Origin of the sequence: Streptococcus sp. HMSC067H01, from assembly GCF_001814775.1 — a bacterium.
In the GTDB taxonomy this organism is placed as follows: domain Bacteria; phylum Bacillota; class Bacilli; order Lactobacillales; family Streptococcaceae; genus Streptococcus.
Genome location: NZ_KV817804.1, coordinates 64,989 through 89,934, shown reverse-complemented (window position 1 = coordinate 89,934; position 24,946 = coordinate 64,989). Strand labels below are relative to the sequence as shown.

Here is a 24,946-nt window from a genome sequence, read left to right as displayed (position 1 = left end):
TTTTTACTCCTTTTAAGATAAATTATTATTTGATAACTGAGTAATAAGGGTGTTGAAATCATCCGGCAGTGGACTTTCCATCTCCAACTGCTCTTCAAGAAAAGGATGATAAAACGATAGGTAATGGCAATGCAGAGCTTGACGCTCTATGCCATGTTCGAGACTACCACCATAGAGGTCATCGCCAAGCAAAGGGAAACCGATATGGGAGAAATGAACACGAATCTGGTGTGTCCTTCCCGTATGTAGTCGAATATCAACTAGATGAATATTGCCATAAGACTGCACTATGCGATAGGAAGTATGGGCATATTTACCACCTTTTGCCACTCGTCTAGTAATGATTGAATCTTCGTCACGGGCAATCGGTGCAATAATCTCACCTTGAGGTTCCAGAAAACCATCTCCTTTAACCAGAGCAAAGTATCGCTTTTCAATGGCTTTCTTCTGCAATTGTTTGTCTAGTCTAGCATGAGCATAACCATGTTTCGCAAAAAGCATCAAACCCGAAGTATCTCGATCTAGTCTGGTTACAATGTGAACCTGCTGATTTTCATAGTTCTGTTTCACATAGTAGCCCTTGATAAAGTTAGCAATGGTATTGGAATGATTGACACTAGGAATCGAGGCCACACCAAAGGGTTTGTTTAGAATTAAGAAATGATCATCCTCAAACAGAATATCCAGTGGATAATCTATTGCTTCCAGTGTCTCGAAATCTTCCTCAGGAGGAATGTCGATGACAACCACATCTCCTATATCCAAGAGATAGGTTGCATTTTGTGGATGACCGTTTACGCGAATATCTCCACCTCGAAACTTGATTTTGGCTAGCAAACCTTTAGAGACTTCATGCTTTTTTAAAAAAGTCTTTACCTTGACGTGTTCGTCAGCAATGAACTCAAATCTCATTCATCCACCTCACCAATAAAGGCATCCTTGACACGATTCCAAAAACTGGTATGACTTGGAGTTGCGACAAAGTGGATCTTGTGGTGATCAATCTGGTACTCTATTCGCTCAATATTACGGAAGGAATAAACACTATTGTCAACTGATATCGTATGATAGTCATTGCGAGTCGGTATCAACTCGATCTTATCCTTCTTAGGTACAATGATTGACGAACCGAGGGTTCGGTAAACACGATTGTTCAAACTTGCAATCTCTGTCAATTGTAGAGCTTCGATAGTGTGATGTAATACAGCACCCCCAAGAGATTTATTATAGGCTGTACTACCAGTTGGTGTCGAGACGGTCAAACCATCCCCCCGAAAGCGTTCAAACGGTACATGATTGATAACAACATCCGCTACCATGGTTCTGTCAGTTCTCCGAATGCTTGCTTCGTTCAAGGCACGGAAAATTTTCACTTCACCATTTTCCAGAAAAATCTTTACATTTAAAAGCGGGTATGATACTCGAGCTCCACTGTCTAAAAGCAGATTAGTAACCAGTTGATCTAGTTCGAAATCACGATAGTCCGTATAAAAGCCCAAGTGCCCCGTATGAACTCCCACAAAACGAACCTTATCCAGCTGGTCTTCATACTTGTGAAAGGCAGACAAGAGCATGCCATCACCACCAATGGAAATCACAATATCTGGATTTTTGTCGTTTAATATAAAGTTATTTTTCCTGAGTCGATCTTTTAACTCATATAAGACTCTTTGACTTTGAGGTTTGCGGTTAGCGATTAGATCAATTCGTTTACCTGTATTCTTCATCGGTATCGTCACTATTTCCTACCCCGTCATTTAACTTTCTATGTAAGGGATCAAAGAGAGCTTGTGCTTCTTGAATATCATCACGAATCTTGCTCATTTCTTCGTCTAACTGGTGAGAAATCCTCGCTGTAATGGCAAGTCGTTCCTTGATTTCCTCTGGAAAATCTCCCTGATATTTGTAGTTGAGCGAATGTTCGATTGTTGCCCAGAAATTCATAGCCAAGGTGCGAATCTGAATCTCAACTAAAATCGTTTTAGCACCGTTAATCGTATCAACAGTGTACTCGATAATCAAGTGATATGAACGATAACCCGAAGCCTTACGATGCTTAATGTAGTCTCGTTCTTGAACGACTCTCATATCCTGTCTTTTATGAAGGATAGAGACAACTTCTTTCACGTCATCTACAAACTGAACCATGACACGCAAACCTGCGATATCCTGCAAGTCCTGCTCAAGTGTATCATAGCCGATTCCACGACGGACCATTTTTTCCTTGATACTTTCAATCGGTTTAACGCGACCAGTTACAAACTCGATTGGAGAATGTTTGTTTTGCTTACGGTATTGTTTTCGAATACCACGAAGTTTAATCTTCAACTCTCCAACAGCCTGAATGTAAGGATCTAAAAACTCTTCCCATTCTGTAATCATATATTTTTTGTGTCCAATTCTCTATACACTTTAGATTTATCTAGTCTTTGATTTTATAGAAAAAATCATATACAATAAATACAATGCTTATTATACCATATAATCGCTTTCATAGATAAGGAAAAGGTCGAAAAAATGAAACATTTGGAAATTGAAATGAAAACTCTTTTAACCAAGGAAGAGTATCACCGATTACAGGCAAATTTTTCGGAAATTTTACCGATAACACAGAAAAACTATTACCTAGACACGCCGGATTTTTATCTTCGCAAACATAAAATTGCCATGCGTATTCGCACCTTTGAGGACAGTGCTGAATTGACCATTAAAATCCCACAAACTGTAGGAAATATGGAATATAACCAAGCTCTAAGTTTAGACGAAGCCACCAAATGCCTAGACTCAGGAAAACTCCCTCAAGGAATGATTCTTGAGGAACTCCTCTCCCGTGGTATTTCACCAAAAGATTGGACAGTTTTAGGTTGTTTGACGACCATTCGTTACGAAAAGGAAACTTCTATTGGTCTTATGGCACTTGATCAAAGCCATTACTTTGATATTGTTGACTACGAACTTGAGTTGGAAGTGGAAAATGGCGACCAAGGAAAGCTTGATTTTCTGGATTTTTTAGAGGCAAATGGCATCCATTACCAAAAAGCACCCTCAAAATTAGTTCGTTTTATAGAAAATATGAAAAAATACTGAAATAATCTTCTTTTTTTGATAGAATAGAAGGGATAAAAAATAATAGAATCTGTGTTGCAAATACTTTCTTCAAAAGAGCTTTTCTCAGACTAAGAGACAAGAACTTCTTTTTAGAAAAATAGTTTACTGCACAGTTTCACATAGTTTATAGAGGACGGTTTATCAATGTCAGATACAAAAAACATGAAGCTTTTCGCTCTCAATTCCAATCAGGAAATTGCTCAAAAAATTGCTGATGCTGCTGGTGTACCACTTGGCAAGTTGTCTTCCCGTCAATTTTCAGACGGTGAAATCCAAGTCAACATCGAAGAAAGTGTCCGTGGTTATGACGTCTATATCATCCAATCAACCAGCTACCCTGTCAACAATCACTTGATGGAGCTCTTGATTATGGTTGATGCCTGTGTTCGTGCTAGTGCAAATACGATTAACGTTGTCCTTCCTTACTTTGGCTACGCGCGTCAAGACCGTATCGCTTCTTCTCGCGAACCACTTACTGCCAAGCTTGTTGCAAATATGTTGGTCAAAGCTGGAGTTAGTCGCGTATTGACTCTAGACCTCCATGCCGTTCAGGTTCAAGGTTTCTTTGACATTCCAGTTGATAACCTCTACACAATTCCACTTTTTGCAAAACACTATTGTGATAAAGGACTCGTTGGTTCAGATGTGGTTGTCGTTAGTCCTAAAAACTCTGGTGTAAAACGTGCTCGTAGCCTTGCTGAATATCTTGATGCTCCAATTGCGATTATCGACTATGCGCAAGATGATTCTGAACGCAACCAAGGCTATATCATTGGTGATGTTGAAGGTAAAAAAGCAATCTTGATCGATGATATTCTTAACACTGGACGTACTTTCTCTGAAGCAGCTAAAATCGTGGAACGCGAGGGCGCAACTGAAATCTATGCTGTTTCAAGTCACGGACTTTTTGTTGAAGGTGCTGCAGAATTGTTAGATGTAGCAAATATCAAGGAAATCTTGGTAACAGACTCTGTTGCAACTAAAGGGAAAACACCTAAAAACGTACAATACATCACTGCTAGCGAATTGATTGGTGATGCTATGGTTCGTATTCACGAAAGAAAACCAGTTAGTCCACTATTTAAATAGAAATAAGGTGAGCTTTTGATTTATTTGGATAATGCTGCTACGACTCCTATGTCAGCAGTTGCTATCTCAGCAATGACTCAAGTCATGCAGGAAACCTATGGAAATCCTTCTAGTATTCATAGTCATGGTCGCCAAGCGGGAAAATTATTGCGTGAAGCGCGCCAAGACTTGGCATCTTTACTAGGAACTAAACCCCAACATCTTTTCTTCACTGCGGGCGGGACTGAAAGTAACAACACTGCTATTATCGGTCACTGTCTCCGTCACCAAAATTTGGGCAAACACATCATTACCACTGCTATTGAGCATCATTCTGTCCTTGAGCCCATTGAATACTTGGTGGAGAATTTTGGTTTTGAAGTAACAATTTTACAACCCATAAATCAAGAAATCTCTGCTCAACAAGTTCAAGAAGCTCTTCGTGATGATACTATCCTTGTCTCAACTATGTATGCCAACAATGAAACGGGTACTCTTTTACCAATTTCTGAAATTGGAGAACTTCTGAAACAGCATCAGGCAGCTTTCCATGTGGATGCAGTCCAAGCAGTTGGAAAAGTTCCGATTTTCCCTGAGACTTTGGGAATTGATTTCCTAAGCGCTTCTGCCCATAAGTTTCATGGCCCTAAAGGCATTGGTTTTCTTTACTCTGCTACTATGGACTTTGACTCCTACCTTCATGGTGGAGATCAGGAACAAAAGAAAAGAGCAGGAACTGAAAATCTACCTGCAATCGTTGGAATGGTGGCAGCACTCAAAGAGGCACTTGAAAAACAAGAGCAGCATTTCAAAGAGGTGGAAGAACTAAAAAATGTATTTCTACATGAAATGACTGGGGCTGACTATTATCTTAACCAAGGAAAGAACCAGTTGCCTTATGTCCTCAATATTGGATTTCCAGGTCAAAAAAATGATTTATTGCTTCTTCGACTGGATCTTGCTGGAATTTCAATATCGACTGGTTCAGCTTGTACTGCTGGTATTGTCCAAATTAGTCATGTCCTAGAAGCTTTCTATGGACCAGAATCCCATCGCTTACATGAATCTGTTCGCATCAGCATCTCCCCTCAAAATACTCTTCAAGAAATGAAACAACTTGCAGAAACTCTAAAAGAAATTATCGGAGGTTAACTCAATGGCATTCGAACAAACAATTCGTCTCAAAAATTGCCGTTACGATTATACAATCAGTCCAACTGTCAAAAAGTTTACTCTTAAAGATAACACTTTCTTTGAAACAAAGGTTGGTAATTACGAACTTACTCGTCTTCTCGAAAAGGTTCCTAATAGTGGTGAAGGTTTTCAACTTAAAATCGTTATCAATAAAGAGCTAAATGGTGCAAAAATCAATATTACCGACAAATTTGGTTTACGATTGGTAGATATCTTTAGATCTGAAGACCACCACATCCACCAAGAAAAGTTCTACTTCCTGATGGACAGCTTAGTAGAACGAGGCGTCTTTACAAAAAGCGAAAGATAGGATACCAATATGTTCCGTCTAGCTTATAAGGATGCTTATCAAATTGACCGAGTCCTAGAATATGAAGATTACGAGGCACTCATGCTTTCACTATCAGGATGTGTGACTCTGCCTGATACGACAGTCATTACTTCTCTCACCTATAATGGAAAAGAAATCTATCAGGGACTTCTAGGAAATCTCTATCACTTTCTATCTCGAAATGATATAAGCAAGATAAACTAAGATTTTTCTTAGTTTTTTCTTGTTTTTGTTGATTTTTTCACAATCTTTCTATAAAATAGTAGTTAGAAAGGTTGTGATTTTGTGAAAGAAAAACAGTCCACTATTCCTAAAGCAACAGCAAAGAGACTTTCTCTTTATTACCGTATCTTCAAAAGATTTAACGCCGAAAAGATTGAAAGAGCAAACTCAAAACAAATTGCCGAGGCGATTGGAATTGATTCTGCTACTGTTCGACGAGATTTCTCCTACTTTGGCGAACTTGGTCGTCGTGGTTTTGGCTATGATGTTAAAAAGCTTATGATCTTTTTTGCTGATCTTCTAAATGATAATTCTATTACAAATGTCATGCTTGTTGGTATTGGTAACATGGGACATGCCCTACTCCACTACCGCTTCCATGAACGCAATAAAATGAAAATCATTATGGCTTTTGATTTGGACGATCATCCTGAAGTTGGAACCCAAACTCCTGATGGAATCCCAATTTATGGAATTTCCCAAATCAAAGATAAAATAAAAAATGCAGATGTAAAAACTGCTATCCTAACTGTTCCTAGCGTCAAATCGCAAGAAGTAGCTAATCTCCTGGTTGAAGCTGGTATCAAAGGGATTCTAAGCTTTTCACCTGTTCACCTCCAACTACCAAAGGATGTTGTTGTCCAGTATGTTGATTTAACGAGTGAATTGCAAACTCTCCTCTATTTTATGAGAAAAGAGGATTAGAAAGCGAAAGCATATATGACCAAAGCAATTATTGGGATTTCTGGAAATGAAAAAACTCATCCTGATGATGAGTTGATGATGAGTTATTGTATCAAGGGGTTTGTCGAAGGTGTCAAAGAAGCAGGTGGTATACCTCTTATTTTACCCATCGGTGATGAAGACATGGCTCGTGCTTATGTTTCAATGGTAGATAAGCTCATCCTTACTGGTGGGCAAAATGTCGATCCTAAGTTTTATGATGAAGAAAAGACCATTGATAGTGATGACTACCACTTACAAAGAGATATCTTTGAGTTAGCTTTGATAAAAGAAGCTATCCAGCAAAATAAAGCCATTTTTTCTGTTTGTCGTGGGACTCAACTCTTTAATGTTGCTATGGGTGGTACCTTGTTTCAAGATATTGAAGACCACTGGCAAGACTCTACTGCCGAATACACTACTCAGCGCTTGGCAACAGAGCCAGATAACATTCTTAGAGAAATTTACGGGGAAATCTCCCATATCAATTCATTCCACCACCAGAGCATTAAGGACTTGGCTCCTAATCTCAAGGTTATCGCCTATGATCCAAAAGATAACATTATCGAGGCAGTAATGACAACTGATCAGATTCGCTTTCTCGGTGTTCAATGGCATCCTGAGAGTCTCTATGAAAATCGTCCCAAGGATAAGAAGCTCTTTGACTATGTCGTTAATAAATTGTAAGTGGCTGAGTCAAAAAGGTTTAAAAAAGATAAAGGCATTATTTCAGGTGTTCAAAAAGCTCGAAATGATGCTTTTTATTATGTAATTATTTTCCATAAGATGAGTTTTGTCTAAATTATTTTATATGAGGTCTGTCTTCTCACGATAACTAAAATAATCGGAGTGTGAGACAATTAGATGGTCCAATAAGACCAAACCCATTAATTCACAGGCTTCTTTGACAAGCTTCGTAACATGATCATCATTTCTACTTGGCATCACAGCACCAGATGGATGATTATGAACCAGTATCACAGATGTTGCCATATGCTTTAAAGCATAGTGGAGAATTTCCCGTGGTTCAGCAATACTTCTAGTAGCTGAGCCGATAAAAATTGTTTGCTGATGAATGATTTGATTTTGAGTATTAAGATAGAGCGCCACTAGGTGCTCTTGTTTTTTATCTCCCAGCTCAGCTTGCATCTTTTTAGCCAACTTTTGACTACTGAGAATACTCTCTGCCTCAATGGTTTCTTGTTTATGAATACGATGGCCCAGTTCAATCATGGCTTGCAACTCAATAGCTTTAACTCTACCAATACCTGATAATCCCTGTAGTTCTTGTAGGGTCATTTTTTTCAAATCAGTTAAGCAACTTAATTGATTCAATACTTTTTGAGCGATTTCAAAAACAGTAGATTGACGAGTTCCTGTTCTGAGTAAAATAGCTAGTAATTCCTGATTACTCAAACTCTCTACTCCTTCTGTCACCAGTCGTTCTCTTGGCAAGAGCGAATCTTCTTGAAATGAAATACTATACATAAAAATCCTCCTCACTTTATTATTCGTGAGAAGGATTTATAATTCGATAAAAACTAGTTATTTTTAGATTTTTTCAAGAGCTAGTCGCAAATCTTCAATCAAATCATCAGCATTTTCAAGACCGATTGAAAGTCGGATTTGATTTTTAGTTACTCCTGCTGCTTCTAGATCAGAGTCAGACAATTGAGCATGAGTTGTAGTTGCTGGATGAACTACCAATGATTTTGCATCTGCAACATTGGCAAGGTTTGAAAAGATTTCTAAGTTATCAATCACCTTACGTGCTTCTGCTTCACCGCCTTTAACATGGAAAGTAAAGATAGAACCTACACCTTTTGGTAGGTATTTTTCAGCCAAGGCATGGTAAGGGCTATCAGCTAATTTTGGATAGTTAACTTTTTCAACCTTTGGATGATTAACAAGGAAATCAACGATTTTTTCAGCATTTTGAACGTGGCGTTCAACACGGAGAGAAAGTGTTTCAAGACCTTGCAAGAGCAAGAATGAGTTAAATGGTGATAGAGCTGCACCTGTGTCACGTAGCAATTGAACACGAAGGGCAACGATGAAGGCTGCTGCACCTACATCTCTAGTGTAGCTTAAATTATGGTAGCTTGGATCTTCATTGACAAATTGAGGGAATTTCCCTGAAGCTACCCAGTCAAACTTCCCACTATCAACAATAACACCACCAATAGTTGTACCGTGTCCACCGATAAATTTAGTTGCCGAGTGAACTGCAATGTCTACACCATGAGAAAAGACATTGATAAGATAAGGTGTTGCAAAGGTATTGTCTGCAACCAAAGGAATCTGATGTTTATGAGCAAGTTCAGCTATTTTTTCAATATCAGGAATGTTGATGACTGGATTTCCTAAGGTTTCAATCAAGACAAGTTTGGTATTGTCTTTAATCGCTGCTTCTATCTCTTCTAGATTATCGATATCAACAAAAGTTGTAGTGATTCCATAGCGAGGAAGGGTTTCTTTCAAGAGGTTAAAAGTACCACCGTAGATAGTTGAAGCTGCAACAACATGGTCTCCTGCGTGAGCAAGTCCAAGAATAGTATAAGTAAGAGCTGCCATCCCAGAAGCAGTGGCAAGGGCTCCTACTCCGCCTTCAAGAGCAGCAATACGTTCTTCAAAAGCTGATGTTGTTGGGTTAGTGATACGAGTATAGATATTACCAGCTTTTTGAAGGGCAAAAAGGTCTGCACCTTCTTGTGTATCTTCAAATACAAAGGAAGTTGTTTGGTAAATAGGGACTGCACGTGACTTGGTAGTCGCATCTACCACTTGTCCTGCATGCAATTGTAGGGTTTCAAATTTAAATTCACGAGTCATAGTCAGACCTCCAAAGATTTCATTAAATTAATTGTACCATCTAAGCTAGCAGGTTACAAATACAACTTTGTTATATCTTGACATAAGCAATAGCTATGGCTATGCCTGATTGAGAAAAATAGCAATCTTTTATTAGAATTGTAGAACTTTTTTCAGATAGTTAAAAATGTTTGTTTTCACTTCTCCTATACTTTATACTAGATATAAAGGAGAATACTATGTCAGAAAATAAACATGAAATAGATACAAACTTTGCTGGTCGTTTAAATATCCTACGTGCTGGTGTTCTTGGAGCTAATGACGGGATTATTTCCATTGCAGGTGTTGTTATCGGGGTTGCCAGTGCAACCAGCAATATCTGGATTATCTTTCTCTCAGGTTTAGCAGCAATCTTAGCAGGTGCATTTTCTATGGCTGGAGGCGAGTATGTCTCTGTATCTACTCAAAAAGACACTGAAGAAGCCGCTGTAGCGCGTGAACAATTACTTTTGGATAAGGATCTCGAAGCTGCAAAAAAATCCCTCTATGCTGCTTATCTTCAAAATGGTGAGTGTGAAACTTCAGCTCAACTTTTAGTCAATAAAGCTTTTCTTAAAAATCCACTTAAAGCCTTGGTTGAAGAAAAATACGGAATTGAGTATGAAGAGTTTACAAATCCTTGGCATGCTGCTGCATCTAGCTTCATCGCTTTTGTTCTTGGTAGTTTACCACCAATGCTTTCCGTTATAATCTTTCCAAGTGACTACCGAATCCCTGCTACTGTCTTTATCGTTGCGATTTCTCTATTAGTTACCGGTTACACCAGTGCTAAACTCGGGAAAGCCCCAACCAAAACAGCTATGATTCGTAACCTTTGTATCGGTCTTCTAACCATGGGAGTGACCTATCTGTTGGGTCAATTGTTTAGTATTTAAAAAAGAGAGTGGGACATAAATCGGTAATTCGTTAGAATTCGATTTCGTCGTCCCACCTCCGCACAGTTGAGTAGGGCTGTAAAAGCTGATGAAATCAGCGTAGAAGAGCCCACTCAACCACTGCGTCTTGCTCGGCAATCCAAAGACAATTGAGAGGCTAGGACTTTTGTCCCAGCCTCTTTTGCTATCAAAATATAAACAGTTAATTTGATTTACCAAAACCAACCTTCGTCATCATTGATAGGTTTGGCTTCTTTAATCTTGCGTGGGCCTGTTCCATACATTTCAGCTTCGATATCTTCTTTTGTTGGTAGAATCGAAGCTAGGATAATGTAGATAATAATCCCGAGTCCAAAGTTTGCGATTGTAAAGATTGCAAAAAGGAAACGAACTAGGGTTACATCAAGATTCCACTTATCAGATAGACCTGCAAGAACACCTGATATCATGCGATCTCTTCTCATTTTATAAAATTTTGTATTCATAATTTATTCCTCTTTCGGATTTCTTAATCTTAGTATAGCACTAAGCTAGATTTGCTACATCAGTCCTTAGGCCGATTTAACAAGAGGAGCTTTCCACGACAGAGACCACAACGATAACGCTTGGTATCGATTTTTCGCTTTCTTTGATAGATTTGGTGACAAGACTGACAAACATAGACTAAGCTTGGTTTTTGATTGGAACTTGGCAAAGGAGGAACAAAGCGGAGACCGTCTACCTCTTTTAAAAGTTGCTTAAAGGCTAAATCTTTATGCTGATAGCCCTTGCCTTCAAAGTAAAGATGGTAATGACAGAGCTCATGACGAACAATTTTACGAAAAACCTCTAAACCAAGTTCTTGATAAACTTTGGGATTAAAATCTAAATGCCCATCCTTAGGGAAAAAACGTCCACCTGTCGACCGTAGACGAGTATTCCACTGAGCTTGGTGTTTGAAAGGTTTTCCAAAATCTTCTATAGAAACCTGTTTAACGTAATCAGTTAGATTCATTAGGAGCAAGGAGCGACAGATTTACTTTTTCGCGGTCAGCATCGATTTTCTTCACCCAAACGGTTACCAAATCACCAACTGAAACGACTTGACTCGGATGTTTGATGAATTTCTTGCTCATGTGAGAGATATGAATGAGACCATCCTCGTGAATACCAATGTCAACAAAGGCACCGAAGTCAACGACATTACGAACAACGCCCTCAAGCTTTTGGCCAACTTTCAAGTCTTTGATATCCAAGACATCCTGCCGAAGAACTGGAGCATCAAAAGAATCACGGAAATCACGTCCTGGTTTTAAAAGATCTGCAATAATATCTTTAAGAGTTTCTTGACCGAGGTCTAGTTCTTGGGCCATTTCCTTGATTGAAATAGATTTGAGTTTGGCTTGCGCTTCTTCATTTAGTTCTTTAATGTCCAAACGTTTGAAGAGTTCCTTGACTGCAGCATAGTTTTCTGGGTGAACACCAGTATTGTCAAGGATATTGCTACTTTCAGGGATACGGAGGAAACCTGCAGCCTGTTCAAAAGCTTTAGCACCTAAACGAGGAACTTTCTTGATTTGAGCACGAGAAGTGATTTTACCTTCTTCTTCTCGATACTTGACGATATTTTCTGAAATAGTTTTGTTTAGTCCTGCAACGTGTGAAAGTAAGGCTGGACTAGCTGTGTTAACATTGACACCGACTTGGTTCACTACTGTATCCACAACGAAATCAAGACTTTCAGACAGTTTTTTCTGACTAACATCGTGCTGATATTGACCGACACCGATGGATTTGGGATCAATTTTAACCAATTCAGCAAGTGGGTCTTGCAAGCGACGAGCAATCGAAATAGCAGAACGTTTCTCAACGGTTAACTCAGGAAACTCTTGACGGGCAAGTTCACTAGCTGAATAGACAGATGCGCCACTTTCATTTACAATGACATAGCTGACGTCCGGAAAATCTTTAAGTACTTCAGCGACAAAGGCTTCACTTTCACGACTAGCAGTACCATTTCCGATAGCAATGATTTCAACACCATATTGGCCAATCAAATCAGCCAGATCTCTCTTTGCTTCTTCAATCTGACGAGCTGAAGCTGGTTTGACGGGATAAATGACTTGCGTTGTTAGCATCTTCCCAGTTGCATCAACGACTGCAAGCTTTGCACCTGTACGAAAGGCAGGGTCAAATCCAAGGACCACGCGCCCTTTAAGAGGAGCGACAAGGAGAAGATTTCGAAGGTTGTCTGAGAAGAGTTGGATAGCTCCTTCTTCTGCCTTCTCAGTTAATTCTGTTCGAATACGTCGCTCGATAGCTGGTAATACTTTTTTCTTAACAGATTGCTGAATAACTTCGTCAATATAAGCATTCTTAACTTTAAAACGAACATTAAAGAAAGAAAGAATACGATCAGTCGCATGCTCAAAACCAATTTTCAAAATGCCTAGCTTCTCACCACGATTAAGGGCAAGCGTACGGTAACCTTGCATGTTTGCAACTGTCTCTGAGAAATCGTAATAAATCTGAAAGACTTGTTTTTCATCAAGACTCTCATCTTTAACTTGAGAAGTAATCTTAGAGCGTCTAAGTACCTCTTGATATGTCATTGAACGTAAATGAACATCCTCGGATAGTGCTTCAACCAAGATGTCTACAGCCCCAGCCAAGGCTTCTTTGCCACTAGAAAAACCTTCACAGACAAATTTTTCTGCTTCTTCTTCTAAGTTGGGAACATTTTGTAAAATCAAGCGAGCAAGAGGAAAAAGTCCAGCCTCACGGGCGACAGTTGCCTTGGTCCGACGTTTTTCCTTATAGGGAAGATAGAGTTCTTCAACGTCTGCGAGTTTTTCAGCTGCTAGGATAGCTTCTTCCAATTCCTTGGTTAGCTTGTCTTGCTCTTTGATTTTTGCTAAGACTGCTTCCTTACGGTCATTGAGGTTGGTTAGACTTTTATCAAGGTCAATAATTGCCTTAATAGCCACCTCATCTAAGCTTCCAGTCATGTCTTTCCGATAACGAGCGATAAAGGGAATAGTCGCTCCTTCAGCTGTCAAAGATAAGACAGTATCAATCTGCTTTAAGGTTACACCCAAATCTTGGGAAATTTTTTCATATTTTTTATCCATGAAACTATTATACCATAAGGAAGAAAGCTTGTTTTCATTAATTTATTGCTTTCATTCAACTTTAAAAATACCAGAACTAAGTTCGTTTTAAAATCCAACTATTTCTTAGAAATAATAGTATAATAGTGTTAACTAAAAGAATCGAGGTATGCCTTATGGCTGTTAAATTTACAAAAACTGATGACTTAGATAAGATGTTCGAAGAATTCGCTAAACTCCCTGACTTGAAGCAAGTGACTTTTCCAGATGACAAAGAAAAGAAAGATAAGGCAGAAAAGAAAAAATAGATGACACTCTTTCAAAGTTTACCTTCCAGTATGCTACAAGCTGGCGCCATTTTTCTTTCAATTATCATTGAAGCTTTACCCTTTGTCTTAATCGGTAGCATCATCTCTGGTGCCATTGAAGTCTATGTCACACCTGAGAAAGTTTATAAATTTCTCCCTAAAAATCGCTTGGGGAGAATCTTTTTTGGTAGCTTCATTGGTTTTCTCTTTCCTTCTTGCGAATGTGGAATCGTTCCTATCATCAATCGCTTTTTAGAAAAAAAGGTTCCTAGCTATACAGCGATACCTTTTCTAGTAACGGCTCCTATCATCAATCCTATCGTACTTTTTGCGACTTATTCAGCCTTTGGTAATTCAATTCAAATGGTCCTACTCCGCGCTTTTGGAGCGATTCTAGTTGCTACTATATTGGGCATCTTTCTTGGTTTTGTCTGGGAGAAACCTATTCAAAAGGAAGATAGATTGGCTTGCCATGAGCATGATTTCTCTCACTTGACTAAAAGTCAAAAAATCCTTCAGGTCTTTATCCAAGCTATTGATGAATTCTTTGATATGGGGCGTTACTTGGTCTTTGGCTGTCTTTTTGCAAGTATAGTCCAAGTCTATGTTCCAACTCATATCCTGACATCCATCAGTGCGACACCACTGCTCGCTATTGTTCTTCTGATGGTCTTATCTTTCCTACTATCCCTCTGTAGTGAAGCGGATGCCTTTATCGGATCTTCTCTTCTCTCTAGTTTTGGCTTTGCTCCAGTGCTTGCCTTTCTGGTTATAGGTCCCATGCTCGATGTCAAGAACCTCCTCATGATGAAGAATTATCTCAAAACTCGCTTTATTTGGCAATTCATGACAATTGTAACTCTTGTTATTCTTGTCTATTCTTATCTAGTCGGGGTGATGCTATGATACGATTTTTTATCTTATTTGGCTATTTTATCTTAACCTTTTATCTGCATCTATCAGGTAAGCTCAATCAGTATATAAACCTCCACTACTCTTATCTGGCTTATATCACTATGGTTTTGTCATTGTTACTAGCCATCGTTCAAGCCTATATTTGCTTTAAGCGTTTGAAAGAACATAGTCACTTACATAGTTTTTCAGCCAAGCTTGCGAGTTTTGTCCTCTTAAGTTTACCCTTGTTAGTTGGATTTACATTTCCAACAGTCACTCTAGATTCGCAAACAGTTTCGGCTAAAGGTTATTATTTCCCTTTGTCGGAAGGAACTGACAAGGCAATCCAAGCAAGTGAAGGAACTAGCAGTCAGTATCTTAAGCCGGATACCAGTAGATTTTATTCACAAACTGCTCATGAAAATATTATTCGAAAGAGTGCTGATAAATACTTAGCTCAATCTAGTATAGTTATCAATGATGAAAATTACCTGGAGGTCATGGAAGCTATCTATGATTTTCCAAACGAATTTGAAGGCAAGGAAATCGAATTTATTGGCTTTATCTACAACGATCCAAATCATACCAATAGTCAATTTGTTTTTCGCTTTGGTATTATGCACTGTATCGCTGATTCAGGAGTTTTTGGCCTTTTGACCACTGGAAACACTAATCAGTACGAAAATAACACCTGGGTGAAAGTCAAAGGTAAGATTAGGAATGACTATCACAAAGAACTCAACCAAGTCCTCCCAACCCTTGAAGTCCAGTCCTTCATCAAAGTAGACAAACCCGAAAATACTTATGTTTACAAAGAATTTTAAAAAGTAGCCTGAGAGGGCTACTTTTTCTTGTTTAATAAGGTTTTAACTTCTCGTGCTCCGACCTGATCGCCTGCTTTTTCAAAAAGTTCGATAGCTTGTAAAAAATTCTCTTGCGATTTTTCTGAATTTTCAGCAGAATAAATCTCACCTAAACCTCTATAGGAACAGGCTTGAGCTATCAGATCATCTGTTTGTAATGCTTGCTTTAAGGACTGTTCCATATATATGATTGCTTTTGCTATTTCCACTAGTTTTAATCGTAAATAACCTTGCTCATAATTATTGACAGAAGATTTGAGTGTATCCTCTGAAAAAGATTTTTCAATAACTTCTCGCTCTTTTTCTATATAGCTAAGAGCCGTTTGATAGTCATTCATTTCACGATAGACCATGGCTAACTGGTGATAGCCGATATGTTCGTTTTCTTTATCCTGACTTGAAATTGCCACATCTAGATAGTTTTGATAAATCAGCAAAGCTTCTTTGTAATCTTTTTCAAAGAACTTAATATACCCCATTAAATTGAGAAGGTCATAATCCTTACATGTTTCCAATGAAAAGTTTTCTGAGACTAATTTCTTGGCCTCTTCAATCTTCCCCTCAAACAATAATTCCCAGGCTTGATTCATACTTGTAATCCTCCATCTTATGTAGTATAGAAATCAATCGACAGATCACTATCAGACTCGTATTTTTTCCATGCTAGGCTAAAGCCATAATAGTCTTCAAATTCTGGATGCCAGTCATAATAAAGTGGGATACGGCTAAATTTTCTTGCAACTACTTCATCTTCAAATTCTGGGGACTCTCCTGCAGTAATTCCAAATTGAAGGCCATTCAGTTCCCAGGTGTTTCCCCAAACATTTTCGTCTGATAGAACGTCAATCCAACGAGAGGCATCAATATCAAAATCTGCACATAATTCAAGTTCTAACAATTTTCTGTAGTTTACCTTGGCAGGCTTTATATAAAAGGCTCCATCAACCTGATACTTTTTATCTTGTACTTGAATTTGTGTGATTTTCATCGGAATTGGAACTCTATTTAACTCCAACCAAAAATAGCCTAGAGGAGTTTTGATTGCATGGTAAATTTGTTTAGACTCTATTTTTACTTTTTTCGAGCAAGCATTTAGAATTCTTCCATGCTCAAGTATATTTTTACAAACTATTTTTGAAGTCTCGGGATCAAAAATAGAATACCTACGAATGACACGTTTTAACTTTTCAGCGGGATAAGTGATATCTCTTGGGAAAGCATGATATTTCTGCACTACCAGAGCTATTTTTTCAATATTTTCTTTCCCAGTTGGTACAATCACACCATGCCCAATATGAATACTTGGATCATCACAGATATAAGTATATCCATTTCCACCTTCTTGAAACTCAACGACAACGAGATTCAACTCCTGATCAGGATCGAAAAGTGGTTCAACTTTTGCACTGGTCTGGCGCTCATAAAAAGTGAAACAATCTTTATTATCCTCTTCGCCAAAGACCATAAAACTACCACAATTTGGGCACTTCCACATATAAAAGGAAGCCTCCGAAATGTCTTCATAGGAAATTCTATCATGTTCGTCAGTATTGTTAAAAATATCCTCAAGCAACTCATCCGAATAAACCGAATAAGCATTTGGATCAGGCACTTGGTGGTCGTTCATTGCTTGACCACATCTACATGTCCATTTTCCCATATCTAACCTCAGTCACGACTTAATTCTTCAAGGAAAAATTGATTAAGAGCTTCCCAGTCTTTCTTCTCCTTGGTAACACTTTGGACGTAATCATCTAGTTCTTGGATATTTTTGATGATGTAGTCCTGGATGGGCTTAATGGGCTCAATTTCCATACCTTCAGGTCCATTTATCTTGATATCAAGCAATATAGACACATGCTCTTTCATTTCATCAGGAAGCAATTCTTTCACTAAATCATCAAACAAAATCGGTGGAACAGAATGATATTTTTCTATCCAACGACAGGCTAAAATTGGACGCAGTGCATAGAAGTACTTTTTAGGTTTGACCTTGTCTCCTGAAAGATACTTATTCATTTGAGTTCTAGCAGTATTCAAGTAATGGTGGAGCATCTTTTTCTCTGAAAAATACTGACTAACAAGCGAACGAATACGGTTAATAAAGCCTCCGTCTTGTTGGTAAACGATTGGCGACTGTAACCACTCAAAGAGAGTTGGATTTGACTTATAAAGCAACTTTAAAGCCTTGTCCAAATCCCAGCCACTCACATCCCAGGTATCGTCAATTGGTAGTTCTATGACATCGCGATGATTGTTCAAACTAAGATAAAAATCTTGCTTATGCTTGTAAATGAAACGCACATCAAAGTCACTATCCGGAGACTCAAAGCCCCAAGCGCGACTGCCAGACTCAATTGCCCACAATACGGTAACATCATAATCACGTTCAATTTCCGCTAGTTTTTCAGGTACCAGAATATTCATTTCTTCTTGTGTTTGCATGGTGCTTCTCTTTCTATATTCAAGCTACTTCTTCGGCACGATTATTGATTAAGTCAATTGTTTGGACAATATTCCTCAATACTGGTATTTGATGTTGAAATAGTACTTGTACGGATCCATAAGATTTAAACGGTTCTTGTGTCAGGATAGACTTATCCATATAACCATTTTCAACGACATAATCGACAATCAATTTCACAAAAGAAATTTGCTTAGCATTAAGGCTTTCATCTGACAAGAACTTAGAAAACACTTGATTAGCGGCCTCTCTATTCAAACCAATAATCTCACGAACCAATCTAGGAATAGCCTTGTTCTCATAGTGCTGCTGATAGTCAGTTTTACTTCCTAATTTTTCCCATAATAGAGTTTCTAAAGCTAATAAATCTTGAGGAGTCAACTTCTTGTTATGATACAATTTAGAAATTGCTTCCTCATCCAAATGAGCTTTCAAATAATGCTCAACTTTTTCGTTATAGGATCGAAGATCATTTACCTGCAAATAAGGAGTGGTTTCATAAACAGTAGAAAGAATTCGATCTTCAAAATTGACATAATATACTTTTCGACTCGTTTTATCTAAGAATTGCAATAAATCCCTTAGAGAAAGACGTATTTTTTCAAGTTCAGACAAGCTTACTTCCTCCCAAAATTCAGGTTCTTGAACTTTCCTGATAATTTCAGCCTGTGCAAAGACCTGAGGGATATTGCCAACAGAAGCAAGAGCCTGAGCAGTTTTCATAACTTGAGATATATGAGTCCTTGATGGCTTAGAGGTCAATTGTCCAACTTGAATTTCTAACATCCATAAATCAAATCGTCTCGCCATTTCATTTTCTTTATCTTCATCAAACATGAGAGGAGATATATGAGTATGAAGATTTTCACATGAAATCGTTGTAAGATTTTGCCAATTTTCTAATTTCTTATATGTATACACCGTATCTAGGACCATACGAACCCTAAAGTCTAACTCATTCAAGTCCTCTACATGTCTATGAAGTTCTGAGACCAGTTGCTGACGATACTCTCTTGCAAATGTATCCTCTTGATAGTGAAGATCCTGCAGTTCATGAATCAAGTCCACCTTGATATTAAACAAACGCTGTGCCAAGGGAACAATATGACGTCCATTTCCTTCTCTCGGATCTGCTTTGAAGTATTCAAAGTTGTCACCATAATCAAATACCAAGAAGTTTTCCTTATCCTGATCAGGTCCAAACAAATCTTTACAGAGACGCGTTCCTCGACCAATCATCTGCCAAAATTTTGTTTTTGATCGCACTTTCTTGAAAAAGACTAAATTGACAACCTCTGGAACATCAATACCTGTATCCAACATGTCAACTGAAATTGCAATTTGAGGGTATTTCTCTTTGATTTTAAAATCATCAATCAAGGTCTGATAATGTTTAATACTGTAATCAATCACCTGAGCATAGTCGCACCCCTTTTCAGGATATCGTTTATTAAAAATCTGTCTAATATATTCCGCATGGTGATGATTCTTGGCAAAGATGATAGTTTTTCCAATCTCATCACCCGAAGCCGTCTGAATCCCTCTCGTCATTAGTTCATCTAGAACAATCTCTACTGTACCTTTATTAAAAATAAAGGAATTAAAAGCTCCAGCATCAATGTCTTTTTCTAGACTATCATCTTCAAATTGGCTATCAAAATATTCTTTATCTTCTTGGGATAGATCATCGTAATGAAGCCCATCTGTAGGTAATTCTAACTTGGTTTCAATCGAATGATAGGATACCAAGTATCCATCCTCAACAGCCTTTTCAAGATCATAAGCATAGGTAGGAACACCATTTTCCAAGTTAAAAAATCCATAAGTGTTTTTATCAAGGTCCTGACGAGGTGTGGCCGTTAAGCCTACGATTCTAGCATCAAAATAATCAAAAATTGTCTTGTATTTTTGATAAATAGAGCGGTGGGACTCGTCAATAATGATAAGATCAAAATGACCAACAGTAAAAGGGCGTTGAATGACTTCTTCCTGATCGCTAATAGCTCCAATCATGGTTGGATAAGTAGAAAACACCATACGACTTGATCGTGCTCCAGCTTTATCCTCTAAAAAGTTACAAACCGAAAGATCTGGAAGTAATTTCCTAAATGAATCATAGGCTTGTTTCACAAGAGATGTTCGGTCAGCTAGAAAGAGAACATTTTTTACCCAATTGTGACGTGATAGGATATCAACAAGAGAGACTGCTGTTCTAGTTTTCCCAGAACCAGTTGCCATTACCAAAAGAGCTTGTCTTCTATTGTTGGAAAAAGCCTCACAAACACTTGCAATCGCATGTTTCTGGTAATAACGTCCAGAGATATCGTCTCTGATTTTACTAGAAATATCCTCCAGTGGTTTTTGCAAATGTCGTCTGTCCATCAATAATTGCAATTCTTCTTGAGAATAGAATCCTGCAACCTGACGACGATTTACACCATCAAGAATGTAGTGCTTGAGGCCATTTGTAATAAAACAAATCGGTTGGTAACCTATTTTTTCCTCTAGCGCATTAGCATATTCCTTGACTTGTACTTCACCGACTTCTGGATTAACTGCAGCCTTTTTAGCTTCAATAATTGCTAAAATCTTTCCATTTTTACCATAAAGAACGTAATCACAATAACCTGTTCCCGAGCCGTGTTTCAGTCCATTAACAGCGACTTCAACTCGACAATTTTCTTCAAATTTCCAACCTGCTAAGCGTAAATCAATGTCAATAAAGAGTTTTCTCGTCTCAGCCTCAGATAACTGATCGATATGAAAGGAAACCTCTTGCCGTTGAGCAGCAGTTTCACGTTTTTCTGTATAATTCTCTTGAACTTCCAAGGACTGTACAGCCATTTGTTCATGAAAGTCAGGCATAACAGGTAAACTGTCTTGCAGTTCCACCATGGCTTGTGGTGTTTCTCTTTTCTTGACATTCTCTGAAATTGGCAATAACTTCTCGTCAAAAAAACGTTCCACAAACTCATTGCTGTAGCAGTAATCAATAAAGTTTACGAACTGGTACAAATGATGTAAGGCTAAAATGGCTTCACGTTCCTTGATCTCCCCACCATGAGCAGCATGATTGCCCCAGCGTATCAAGAGAACCATCTGACTATGAAGCTCTGGATCTACGATTTCTCTAAAGTCATCATCCCAAACTAATGAAGACAAGGTAGCACGATAAGGGGCTTCCAAATAGGAATCATGGCTATAAATCCAATGAACAGCTTGTTCTAAGGCACGACGAGCCATGAAAGCTGTCGCTACAGTGGATGTCCCAATCATATTTTCAGCTTCTATACAGGGCCTCGAAAAAGATTCATACTCCTTGTTATTTAAAAGAAAATCAAAATTTCCCATTTTTCTCTCACTTTGATTAAATAGATAGCTATATTATACTAGATTTTAAGCTATTTCTCCACAGTTTTATATCCATCTGACAAGCAAATTGTGATTTGTCAACCTGAGCCACAAAGTCTGCGAACTCGTTTTGGAGGGAAAGAGGGGGGAGGGGAATGGAAATATTTTTAATCATCGATAAGTTAAAATTTTTTTGACGTACGCCTCTTTGTTGATTCAATAGCATGGATCGTAAATTTTGAATTACATAATAAACATATATAGTATTCGTGATTTTATCATCTAATTTTGCGAAAGCAATAGCTTGATTACAAGACATTACTTTAGTATTGATTGACGATTTTAAACCCGCAGTATCATACATACCTAGCAATAAGCTCCCTTTTTCAATTATTTTTGCAGAACTACACTCAATTGCCTTTTCTGAAATTTTTTCAAAAGAATCTTCAATGTACTTATGTTCTAGTTCTCCTGATGTAATCCAAGGAATATTTCCTCTAAAAAATTCTTCTTCATTTCTTTTAGGAGTTCCACCGCTTTTCCATATTCCAAATTCCTTTAAAGCATGTTTATCCCAACCCATTTCATTCAAAACAGGATCCCCAAACATCTCGTTAAATCGGGATTTTACAAGGTTTGAGAGTAATTTAGATTGATGTCTTCTTTTTAAAATCTGATTATCTAAATTCTCTAAATTTTGTATAATCTTTTCTTGAACATCAATATTTTCATGGAACGTAACCTCAAACTCCGAAAATTGAGTTTTATTGATTATTGGGACAACGGGGGCATTGGAAATAAAATCTAATTTAGGTTTATTATATAGCAATAAATATGCTAAATATTTAGATAAAATTAATTCATTCGGAACAATTGCATTAATTTGTTGATTAAATGATAATTCAGATTCAGAAATCATAACTTTACCAATTATACCTATACAAGTTACTAATACCGAATTTTTGGGGACGATTCTGGCACTGTTTCGTGCATTCTCAGATATATAGTTTTTATTTCCTTTTGATAACGAAATTTCATCTATAGTTTTAAAGTCATCTGGTTTTATAAAAGGGATATCATTACTATCATAAAATTCTAATGTTTTTTTACTAGGTGTATTTCCTGTAATAATTTTTCCAAGATCACCCAACTTTACTTTCTTCACGCAACTACCTCCTCGAAATATCGGGATTTTACAAGGTTAGAAAGTTCACTAAGTTGTTTATTTCTAATTATAATTTCATTGTCTAACTTTTCTAATATTCTAATAATTTTATCTTGTTCAATAGTACTTCTCATTGGAATCTGTGCATCTGATAAATTATTGAGCTTAATATACTTTATAACTCCTCCAATTGATTGATATCGTAAAACTTCAATGTACTTATCAAGAAAGTAGTATAAATATTTCATTCTTACATTAGAATTACTAGTCAAAATATAGGTTCTCTGATAAGCATTAAATTTACCTTTATAATACTTAACATTTAAATCCCCATTTCCTGCTACTAAAACGACTTCATCGTCATAAGCGTATTCATTAATACAAGAAATTTCTTTTGCTGTTGTAAAAAATGGATACTTACCTCCAGGAACTGCCTCATTAGCATCCAATTTGCCAGTTTGAATAGAAACCAATTGCCCCAACTTCACTTTCTTCACGCAACCACCTCCTCGAAATATCGGGATTTGCACTTAAGAGATGAATTTCTGATGGGAATGTTTGACATTACTTTGGTTGACCATAGCATAGGCTAAGGTTGTGTCAATTTTGCTGTGACCTAGCAGTTTTTGGACTTGTTCGATAGGCATTCCCTTATCAATTGCCTTTGTTGCTAGTGTTCTTCTGAATTTATGAGGGTGGACCTTTTGGATTCCAAGCTTTTGACCTAACTTTCTTAATCGAATCTCAACGCCAGCTATTCCGAGTCTTTGGGCTTTTCCAAGCAAGGTAACAAAAAGAGCTGGATGATTATCTTCTCTGCTTTTGATATAGTTTTTTAAATGGATTTTCGTACGAGCATCAAAATAAACAGGTCTTTCCTTTTTACCTTTCCCAAATACAACACATTCACGATTTTCAAAGTCAATATCTGAGCGATTCAGTTGAACAAGTTCTCCCACGCGCATTCCTGTTGAAGCTAGTAGATCGATCATTGCCAAATCTCTTAGGTTCTCACAATTATCTCGCATGATTTCAAGATGTTCATCCGTATAAGTTTCCTTTACAGTTTGTTCTGTCTTTATTTTTTTAATCCGTCGAATTGGATTTTTGATAATGTACTCCTCTTGCTCTAACCATGCAAAAAATGAAGATAGGATGCGTCGGATATTGTCCAAGTTTGCTTTACTACAATCTTTTTTTGACTGATACTGTGCTAGATAACTTCTCAAATCATCTGTTGTCAGTTGTGTTACAGACTGCTTTATGCTTGTAAATAAATTTTCAATGGTTCTTTGATAATAACGAATGGTTTTTGCACTACAACCCTCCACCTGTTTAGCAGTAATGAACAAGGCTAACAAGGAATTATTCGTATACTTCTGTTGATTTATACCATTCACTAAATGGCGCTCTAAAATCTCCCGCAATGCTAGTAATTGTGCATTGTTTAAAAGGGGTAGCATTTCTTGAATGATGATTGTCACTTTTGTTTCCATAAATTCTCACTTTCATTATTTCAATAAAAAGAGACAATATTAGTTTTCTGTATTACAGAATTCTAATACTGTCTGTTTATCTATTTTTTACTTATAGGATTTAAACACTCAAGCTTAATTTTTGCCATTAGTTTTAAATGAATGTTCAGATACCCATTTGGTGTAGCTAGATAACCTTTCATCTGTTAAGGATTCTACTGCGATAGTTACACACATATCGACCGCTTCTTCAACCGTTACAGAAAAACGATAACCATTTAACTGTAGAAATTTCACCAAAACGAAGAAAGCAGTTCGTTTATTAGCGTTGGCAAAAACATGCTTCTTGATCAATTGGACAAATAGTATCGTTGCCTTATCAAAAATTGTTGGATAAAGAGGTTTACCGAAGACAAATTGTTCTGGTAAATTGACAATCATATTTAAGGCAGAAGGACTAACTGTTTGAATTTTTTCATTAGGTGAATACCGTTGAATTGCTAAAGCATTGATTTTTTCAATTTGCCTTTCTGTTAGATAGACTGTCATTTTTCCACCAAAGCTTTGAAAACATCATCGTATTCGTCAAAAATTTTGTCCAAATTTAAGTCAAAGGCATCATCAGATACATAAGAAATCTGATGTCCAGACTCTTCAGGAGTAAAGATAATTTCACCACTTGGTAACAATTTTGCTTCGTATTTAACACCACTTGGAATATTGAATTCGCTTGGAATGGTGATGGTGATTGAATTTCCTTGTTTTCTTGTTTTTACTACCATCTGATTTCCTCCTTTGAAGTATTATAACAAATAATTACCGTAATTACAATGATAGAATATCAGCCAAAATACTCTTGCATGAGGGATTTCTTCAAAGTTTCAAGTTCTTCTAGTGATTTTTGGATTGCCAATTGTGATTTGTCAACCTGAGCCACAAAGTCTG

At 37.4% G+C, this 24,946-nt stretch carries 28 protein-coding genes and 1 pseudogene; 11 read left to right on the top strand and 18 right to left on the bottom strand.

Translation table 11 applies throughout. From position 1 onward, the window contains the following. Window positions 1-12: 12 nt before the first annotated feature. Genes HMPREF2987_RS08400 through HMPREF2987_RS08390 form a run of 3 tightly spaced genes read right to left on the bottom strand, consistent with a single transcriptional unit; the run spans window position 13 to window position 2,382 of the window. Window positions 13-912 (bottom strand): RluA family pseudouridine synthase, encoded by a 900-nt coding sequence (locus HMPREF2987_RS08400; protein ID WP_075230148.1) that lies wholly within the window; start codon window positions 910-912, stop codon window positions 13-15. Continuing rightward, a complete protein-coding gene (locus tag HMPREF2987_RS08395; RefSeq protein WP_075230147.1) occupies window positions 909-1,727 on the bottom strand; it encodes an NAD kinase in 819 nt (272 codons plus the stop codon). The genes HMPREF2987_RS08400 and HMPREF2987_RS08395 overlap by 4 nt, the downstream gene beginning before the upstream one ends. Next, window positions 1,711-2,382, bottom strand: a complete 672-nt coding sequence (locus tag HMPREF2987_RS08390; protein ID WP_075230146.1) for a GTP diphosphokinase — start codon at window positions 2,380-2,382, stop codon at window positions 1,711-1,713. Before HMPREF2987_RS08390 ends, HMPREF2987_RS08395 begins: the two co-directional genes overlap by 17 nt. A gap of 135 nt (window positions 2,383-2,517) precedes the next feature. Here HMPREF2987_RS08390 and HMPREF2987_RS08385 point away from each other — a divergent pair, with 135 nt between their 5' ends. The 7 genes from HMPREF2987_RS08385 (at window position 2,518) to HMPREF2987_RS08355 (ending at window position 7,333) form a co-directional block, all read left to right on the top strand. Next, window positions 2,518-3,087, top strand: coding sequence for a CYTH domain-containing protein (locus HMPREF2987_RS08385; RefSeq protein ID WP_075230145.1), 570 nt, complete (start codon window positions 2,518-2,520; stop codon window positions 3,085-3,087). A gap of 165 nt (window positions 3,088-3,252) precedes the next feature. Continuing rightward, entirely contained in the window at window positions 3,253-4,197 is a 945-nt protein-coding gene (locus tag HMPREF2987_RS08380) for a ribose-phosphate diphosphokinase (RefSeq protein ID WP_075230144.1), read from the top strand. Between the two features lie 15 nt (window positions 4,198-4,212). Beyond that, complete coding sequence (locus HMPREF2987_RS08375; protein ID WP_075230143.1) at window positions 4,213-5,328, top strand: cysteine desulfurase family protein; 1,116 nt, start codon at window positions 4,213-4,215, stop codon at window positions 5,326-5,328. Between the two features lie 4 nt (window positions 5,329-5,332). Beyond that, a complete protein-coding gene (locus HMPREF2987_RS08370) occupies window positions 5,333-5,680 on the top strand; it encodes a DUF1831 domain-containing protein (protein WP_075230142.1) in 348 nt (115 codons plus the stop codon). A 9-nt stretch (window positions 5,681-5,689) separates the two neighbouring features. After that, the gene (locus HMPREF2987_RS08365) at window positions 5,690-5,905 is read left to right on the top strand and encodes a DUF4649 family protein (RefSeq protein ID WP_075230141.1); all 216 of its coding nucleotides are present in this window, start codon (window positions 5,690-5,692) and stop codon (window positions 5,903-5,905) included. Between the two features lie 81 nt (window positions 5,906-5,986). Next, window positions 5,987-6,628, top strand: coding sequence for a redox-sensing transcriptional repressor Rex (locus HMPREF2987_RS08360; protein WP_075230140.1), 642 nt, complete (start codon window positions 5,987-5,989; stop codon window positions 6,626-6,628). Between the two features lie 15 nt (window positions 6,629-6,643). Continuing rightward, on the top strand, window positions 6,644-7,333 hold the full coding sequence (locus HMPREF2987_RS08355; protein WP_075230139.1) for a gamma-glutamyl-gamma-aminobutyrate hydrolase family protein: 690 nt from the start codon (window positions 6,644-6,646) through the stop codon (window positions 7,331-7,333). Between the two features lie 120 nt (window positions 7,334-7,453). Here HMPREF2987_RS08355 and radC read toward each other — a convergent pair whose 3' ends face one another. Together radC and HMPREF2987_RS08345 are read right to left on the bottom strand one after the other, a co-directional pair. Further along, on the bottom strand, window positions 7,454-8,134 hold the full coding sequence (gene radC / locus HMPREF2987_RS08350; protein WP_075230138.1) for a RadC family protein: 681 nt from the start codon (window positions 8,132-8,134) through the stop codon (window positions 7,454-7,456). A gap of 63 nt (window positions 8,135-8,197) precedes the next feature. After that, window positions 8,198-9,478: an O-acetylhomoserine aminocarboxypropyltransferase/cysteine synthase family protein gene (locus HMPREF2987_RS08345; protein WP_075230137.1), complete on the bottom strand. Its 1,281-nt coding sequence runs from the start codon at window positions 9,476-9,478 to the stop codon at window positions 8,198-8,200. A 218-nt stretch (window positions 9,479-9,696) separates the two neighbouring features. Here HMPREF2987_RS08345 and HMPREF2987_RS08340 point away from each other — a divergent pair, with 218 nt between their 5' ends. Beyond that, window positions 9,697-10,392: a VIT1/CCC1 transporter family protein gene (locus HMPREF2987_RS08340; RefSeq protein ID WP_075230136.1), complete on the top strand. Its 696-nt coding sequence runs from the start codon at window positions 9,697-9,699 to the stop codon at window positions 10,390-10,392. Between the two features lie 212 nt (window positions 10,393-10,604). On the opposite strand, the gene HMPREF2987_RS08335 is transcribed toward HMPREF2987_RS08340, so the two are convergent. The 3 genes from HMPREF2987_RS08335 to HMPREF2987_RS08325 are packed head-to-tail and all read right to left on the bottom strand — an operon-like array spanning window position 10,605 to window position 13,502. Continuing rightward, window positions 10,605-10,877, bottom strand: a complete 273-nt coding sequence (locus HMPREF2987_RS08335; protein ID WP_075230135.1) for a PspC domain-containing protein — start codon at window positions 10,875-10,877, stop codon at window positions 10,605-10,607. Between the two features lie 59 nt (window positions 10,878-10,936). Next, window positions 10,937-11,386 carry a SprT family protein gene (locus HMPREF2987_RS08330; RefSeq protein ID WP_075230134.1) on the bottom strand — a complete coding sequence of 150 codons (450 nt, stop codon included), beginning with the start codon at window positions 11,384-11,386 and terminating at the stop codon, window positions 10,937-10,939. After that, window positions 11,373-13,502 (bottom strand): Tex family protein, encoded by a 2,130-nt coding sequence (locus HMPREF2987_RS08325; protein ID WP_075230133.1) that lies wholly within the window; start codon window positions 13,500-13,502, stop codon window positions 11,373-11,375. The genes HMPREF2987_RS08330 and HMPREF2987_RS08325 overlap by 14 nt, the downstream gene beginning before the upstream one ends. A gap of 155 nt (window positions 13,503-13,657) precedes the next feature. Here HMPREF2987_RS08325 and HMPREF2987_RS11320 point away from each other — a divergent pair, with 155 nt between their 5' ends. The 3 genes from HMPREF2987_RS11320 to HMPREF2987_RS08315 are packed head-to-tail and all read left to right on the top strand — an operon-like array spanning window position 13,658 to window position 15,507. Further along, entirely contained in the window at window positions 13,658-13,789 is a 132-nt protein-coding gene (locus tag HMPREF2987_RS11320; RefSeq protein ID WP_000268695.1) for an SPJ_0845 family protein, read from the top strand. Next, complete coding sequence (locus HMPREF2987_RS08320; RefSeq protein ID WP_075230132.1) at window positions 13,790-14,695, top strand: permease; 906 nt, start codon at window positions 13,790-13,792, stop codon at window positions 14,693-14,695. It begins immediately after the preceding gene. Continuing rightward, the gene (locus HMPREF2987_RS08315; protein ID WP_075230131.1) at window positions 14,692-15,507 is read left to right on the top strand and encodes a TIGR03943 family putative permease subunit; all 816 of its coding nucleotides are present in this window, start codon (window positions 14,692-14,694) and stop codon (window positions 15,505-15,507) included. The genes HMPREF2987_RS08320 and HMPREF2987_RS08315 overlap by 4 nt, the downstream gene beginning before the upstream one ends. 17 nt (window positions 15,508-15,524) lie before the next feature. Here HMPREF2987_RS08315 and HMPREF2987_RS08310 read toward each other — a convergent pair whose 3' ends face one another. The 10 genes and pseudogenes from HMPREF2987_RS08310 to HMPREF2987_RS11425 all read right to left on the bottom strand — a co-directional run. Then, window positions 15,525-16,136, bottom strand: coding sequence for a tetratricopeptide repeat protein (locus HMPREF2987_RS08310; RefSeq protein WP_075230130.1), 612 nt, complete (start codon window positions 16,134-16,136; stop codon window positions 15,525-15,527). Between the two features lie 17 nt (window positions 16,137-16,153). Further along, window positions 16,154-17,206, bottom strand: a complete 1,053-nt coding sequence (locus HMPREF2987_RS08305) for a hypothetical protein (protein WP_075230129.1) — start codon at window positions 17,204-17,206, stop codon at window positions 16,154-16,156. Between the two features lie 8 nt (window positions 17,207-17,214). Next, window positions 17,215-17,991 (bottom strand): nucleotidyltransferase domain-containing protein, encoded by a 777-nt coding sequence (locus HMPREF2987_RS08300; protein WP_075230128.1) that lies wholly within the window; start codon window positions 17,989-17,991, stop codon window positions 17,215-17,217. Window positions 17,992-18,010: 19 nt separating this feature from the next. Next, window positions 18,011-21,361 carry a DEAD/DEAH box helicase family protein gene (locus tag HMPREF2987_RS08295; RefSeq protein WP_075230127.1) on the bottom strand — a complete coding sequence of 1,117 codons (3,351 nt, stop codon included), beginning with the start codon at window positions 21,359-21,361 and terminating at the stop codon, window positions 18,011-18,013. A gap of 28 nt (window positions 21,362-21,389) precedes the next feature. Continuing rightward, the gene (locus HMPREF2987_RS08290; protein WP_075230126.1) at window positions 21,390-22,526 is read right to left on the bottom strand and encodes a restriction endonuclease subunit S; all 1,137 of its coding nucleotides are present in this window, start codon (window positions 22,524-22,526) and stop codon (window positions 21,390-21,392) included. Further along, window positions 22,523-23,023 (bottom strand): restriction endonuclease subunit S, encoded by a 501-nt coding sequence (locus HMPREF2987_RS08285; protein ID WP_257375202.1) that lies wholly within the window; start codon window positions 23,021-23,023, stop codon window positions 22,523-22,525. The genes HMPREF2987_RS08290 and HMPREF2987_RS08285 overlap by 4 nt, the downstream gene beginning before the upstream one ends. 33 nt (window positions 23,024-23,056) lie before the next feature. Beyond that, on the bottom strand, window positions 23,057-24,022 hold the full coding sequence (gene xerA, locus HMPREF2987_RS08280; RefSeq protein WP_075230125.1) for a site-specific tyrosine recombinase/integron integrase: 966 nt from the start codon (window positions 24,020-24,022) through the stop codon (window positions 23,057-23,059). Between the two features lie 114 nt (window positions 24,023-24,136). Beyond that, window positions 24,137-24,550, bottom strand: coding sequence for a type II toxin-antitoxin system death-on-curing family toxin (locus tag HMPREF2987_RS08275; RefSeq protein WP_075230124.1), 414 nt, complete (start codon window positions 24,548-24,550; stop codon window positions 24,137-24,139). Continuing rightward, window positions 24,547-24,783 carry an AbrB/MazE/SpoVT family DNA-binding domain-containing protein gene (locus tag HMPREF2987_RS08270; RefSeq protein WP_000260607.1) on the bottom strand — a complete coding sequence of 79 codons (237 nt, stop codon included), beginning with the start codon at window positions 24,781-24,783 and terminating at the stop codon, window positions 24,547-24,549. Before HMPREF2987_RS08270 ends, HMPREF2987_RS08275 begins: the two co-directional genes overlap by 4 nt. A gap of 59 nt (window positions 24,784-24,842) precedes the next feature. Next, window positions 24,843-24,946: pseudogene (locus HMPREF2987_RS11425) on the bottom strand (restriction endonuclease subunit S); the annotation flags it as partial.

Bases quoted from the DNA above. Each gene is read 5' to 3' on its own strand.
- HMPREF2987_RS08400 (WP_075230148.1), bottom strand. From the start codon at position 912: ATGAGATTTGAGTTCATTGCTGACGAACACGTCAAGGTAAAGACTTTT.
- HMPREF2987_RS08395 (WP_075230147.1), bottom strand. From the start codon at position 1,727: ATGAAGAATACAGGTAAACGAATTGATCTAATCGCTAACCGCAAACCT.
- HMPREF2987_RS08390 (WP_075230146.1), bottom strand. From the start codon at position 2,382: ATGATTACAGAATGGGAAGAGTTTTTAGATCCTTACATTCAGGCTGTT.
- HMPREF2987_RS08385 (WP_075230145.1), top strand. From the start codon at position 2,518: ATGAAACATTTGGAAATTGAAATGAAAACTCTTTTAACCAAGGAAGAG.
- HMPREF2987_RS08380 (WP_075230144.1), top strand. From the start codon at position 3,253: ATGTCAGATACAAAAAACATGAAGCTTTTCGCTCTCAATTCCAATCAG.
- HMPREF2987_RS08370 (WP_075230142.1), top strand. From the start codon at position 5,333: ATGGCATTCGAACAAACAATTCGTCTCAAAAATTGCCGTTACGATTAT.
- HMPREF2987_RS08365 (WP_075230141.1), top strand. From the start codon at position 5,690: ATGTTCCGTCTAGCTTATAAGGATGCTTATCAAATTGACCGAGTCCTA.
- HMPREF2987_RS08355 (WP_075230139.1), top strand. From the start codon at position 6,644: ATGACCAAAGCAATTATTGGGATTTCTGGAAATGAAAAAACTCATCCT.
- radC (WP_075230138.1), bottom strand. From the start codon at position 8,134: ATGTATAGTATTTCATTTCAAGAAGATTCGCTCTTGCCAAGAGAACGA.
- HMPREF2987_RS08345 (WP_075230137.1), bottom strand. From the start codon at position 9,478: ATGACTCGTGAATTTAAATTTGAAACCCTACAATTGCATGCAGGACAA.
- HMPREF2987_RS08340 (WP_075230136.1), top strand. From the start codon at position 9,697: ATGTCAGAAAATAAACATGAAATAGATACAAACTTTGCTGGTCGTTTA.
- HMPREF2987_RS08335 (WP_075230135.1), bottom strand. From the start codon at position 10,877: ATGAATACAAAATTTTATAAAATGAGAAGAGATCGCATGATATCAGGT.
- HMPREF2987_RS08330 (WP_075230134.1), bottom strand. From the start codon at position 11,386: ATGAATCTAACTGATTACGTTAAACAGGTTTCTATAGAAGATTTTGGA.
- HMPREF2987_RS08325 (WP_075230133.1), bottom strand. From the start codon at position 13,502: ATGGATAAAAAATATGAAAAAATTTCCCAAGATTTGGGTGTAACCTTA.
- HMPREF2987_RS11320 (WP_000268695.1), top strand. From the start codon at position 13,658: ATGGCTGTTAAATTTACAAAAACTGATGACTTAGATAAGATGTTCGAA.
- HMPREF2987_RS08320 (WP_075230132.1), top strand. From the start codon at position 13,790: ATGACACTCTTTCAAAGTTTACCTTCCAGTATGCTACAAGCTGGCGCC.
- HMPREF2987_RS08315 (WP_075230131.1), top strand. From the start codon at position 14,692: ATGATACGATTTTTTATCTTATTTGGCTATTTTATCTTAACCTTTTAT.
- HMPREF2987_RS08310 (WP_075230130.1), bottom strand. From the start codon at position 16,136: ATGAATCAAGCCTGGGAATTATTGTTTGAGGGGAAGATTGAAGAGGCC.
- HMPREF2987_RS08305 (WP_075230129.1), bottom strand. From the start codon at position 17,206: ATGGGAAAATGGACATGTAGATGTGGTCAAGCAATGAACGACCACCAA.
- HMPREF2987_RS08300 (WP_075230128.1), bottom strand. From the start codon at position 17,991: ATGCAAACACAAGAAGAAATGAATATTCTGGTACCTGAAAAACTAGCG.
- HMPREF2987_RS08295 (WP_075230127.1), bottom strand. From the start codon at position 21,361: ATGGGAAATTTTGATTTTCTTTTAAATAACAAGGAGTATGAATCTTTT.
- xerA (WP_075230125.1), bottom strand. From the start codon at position 24,022: ATGGAAACAAAAGTGACAATCATCATTCAAGAAATGCTACCCCTTTTA.
- HMPREF2987_RS08275 (WP_075230124.1), bottom strand. From the start codon at position 24,550: ATGACAGTCTATCTAACAGAAAGGCAAATTGAAAAAATCAATGCTTTA.
- HMPREF2987_RS08270 (WP_000260607.1), bottom strand. From the start codon at position 24,783: ATGGTAGTAAAAACAAGAAAACAAGGAAATTCAATCACCATCACCATT.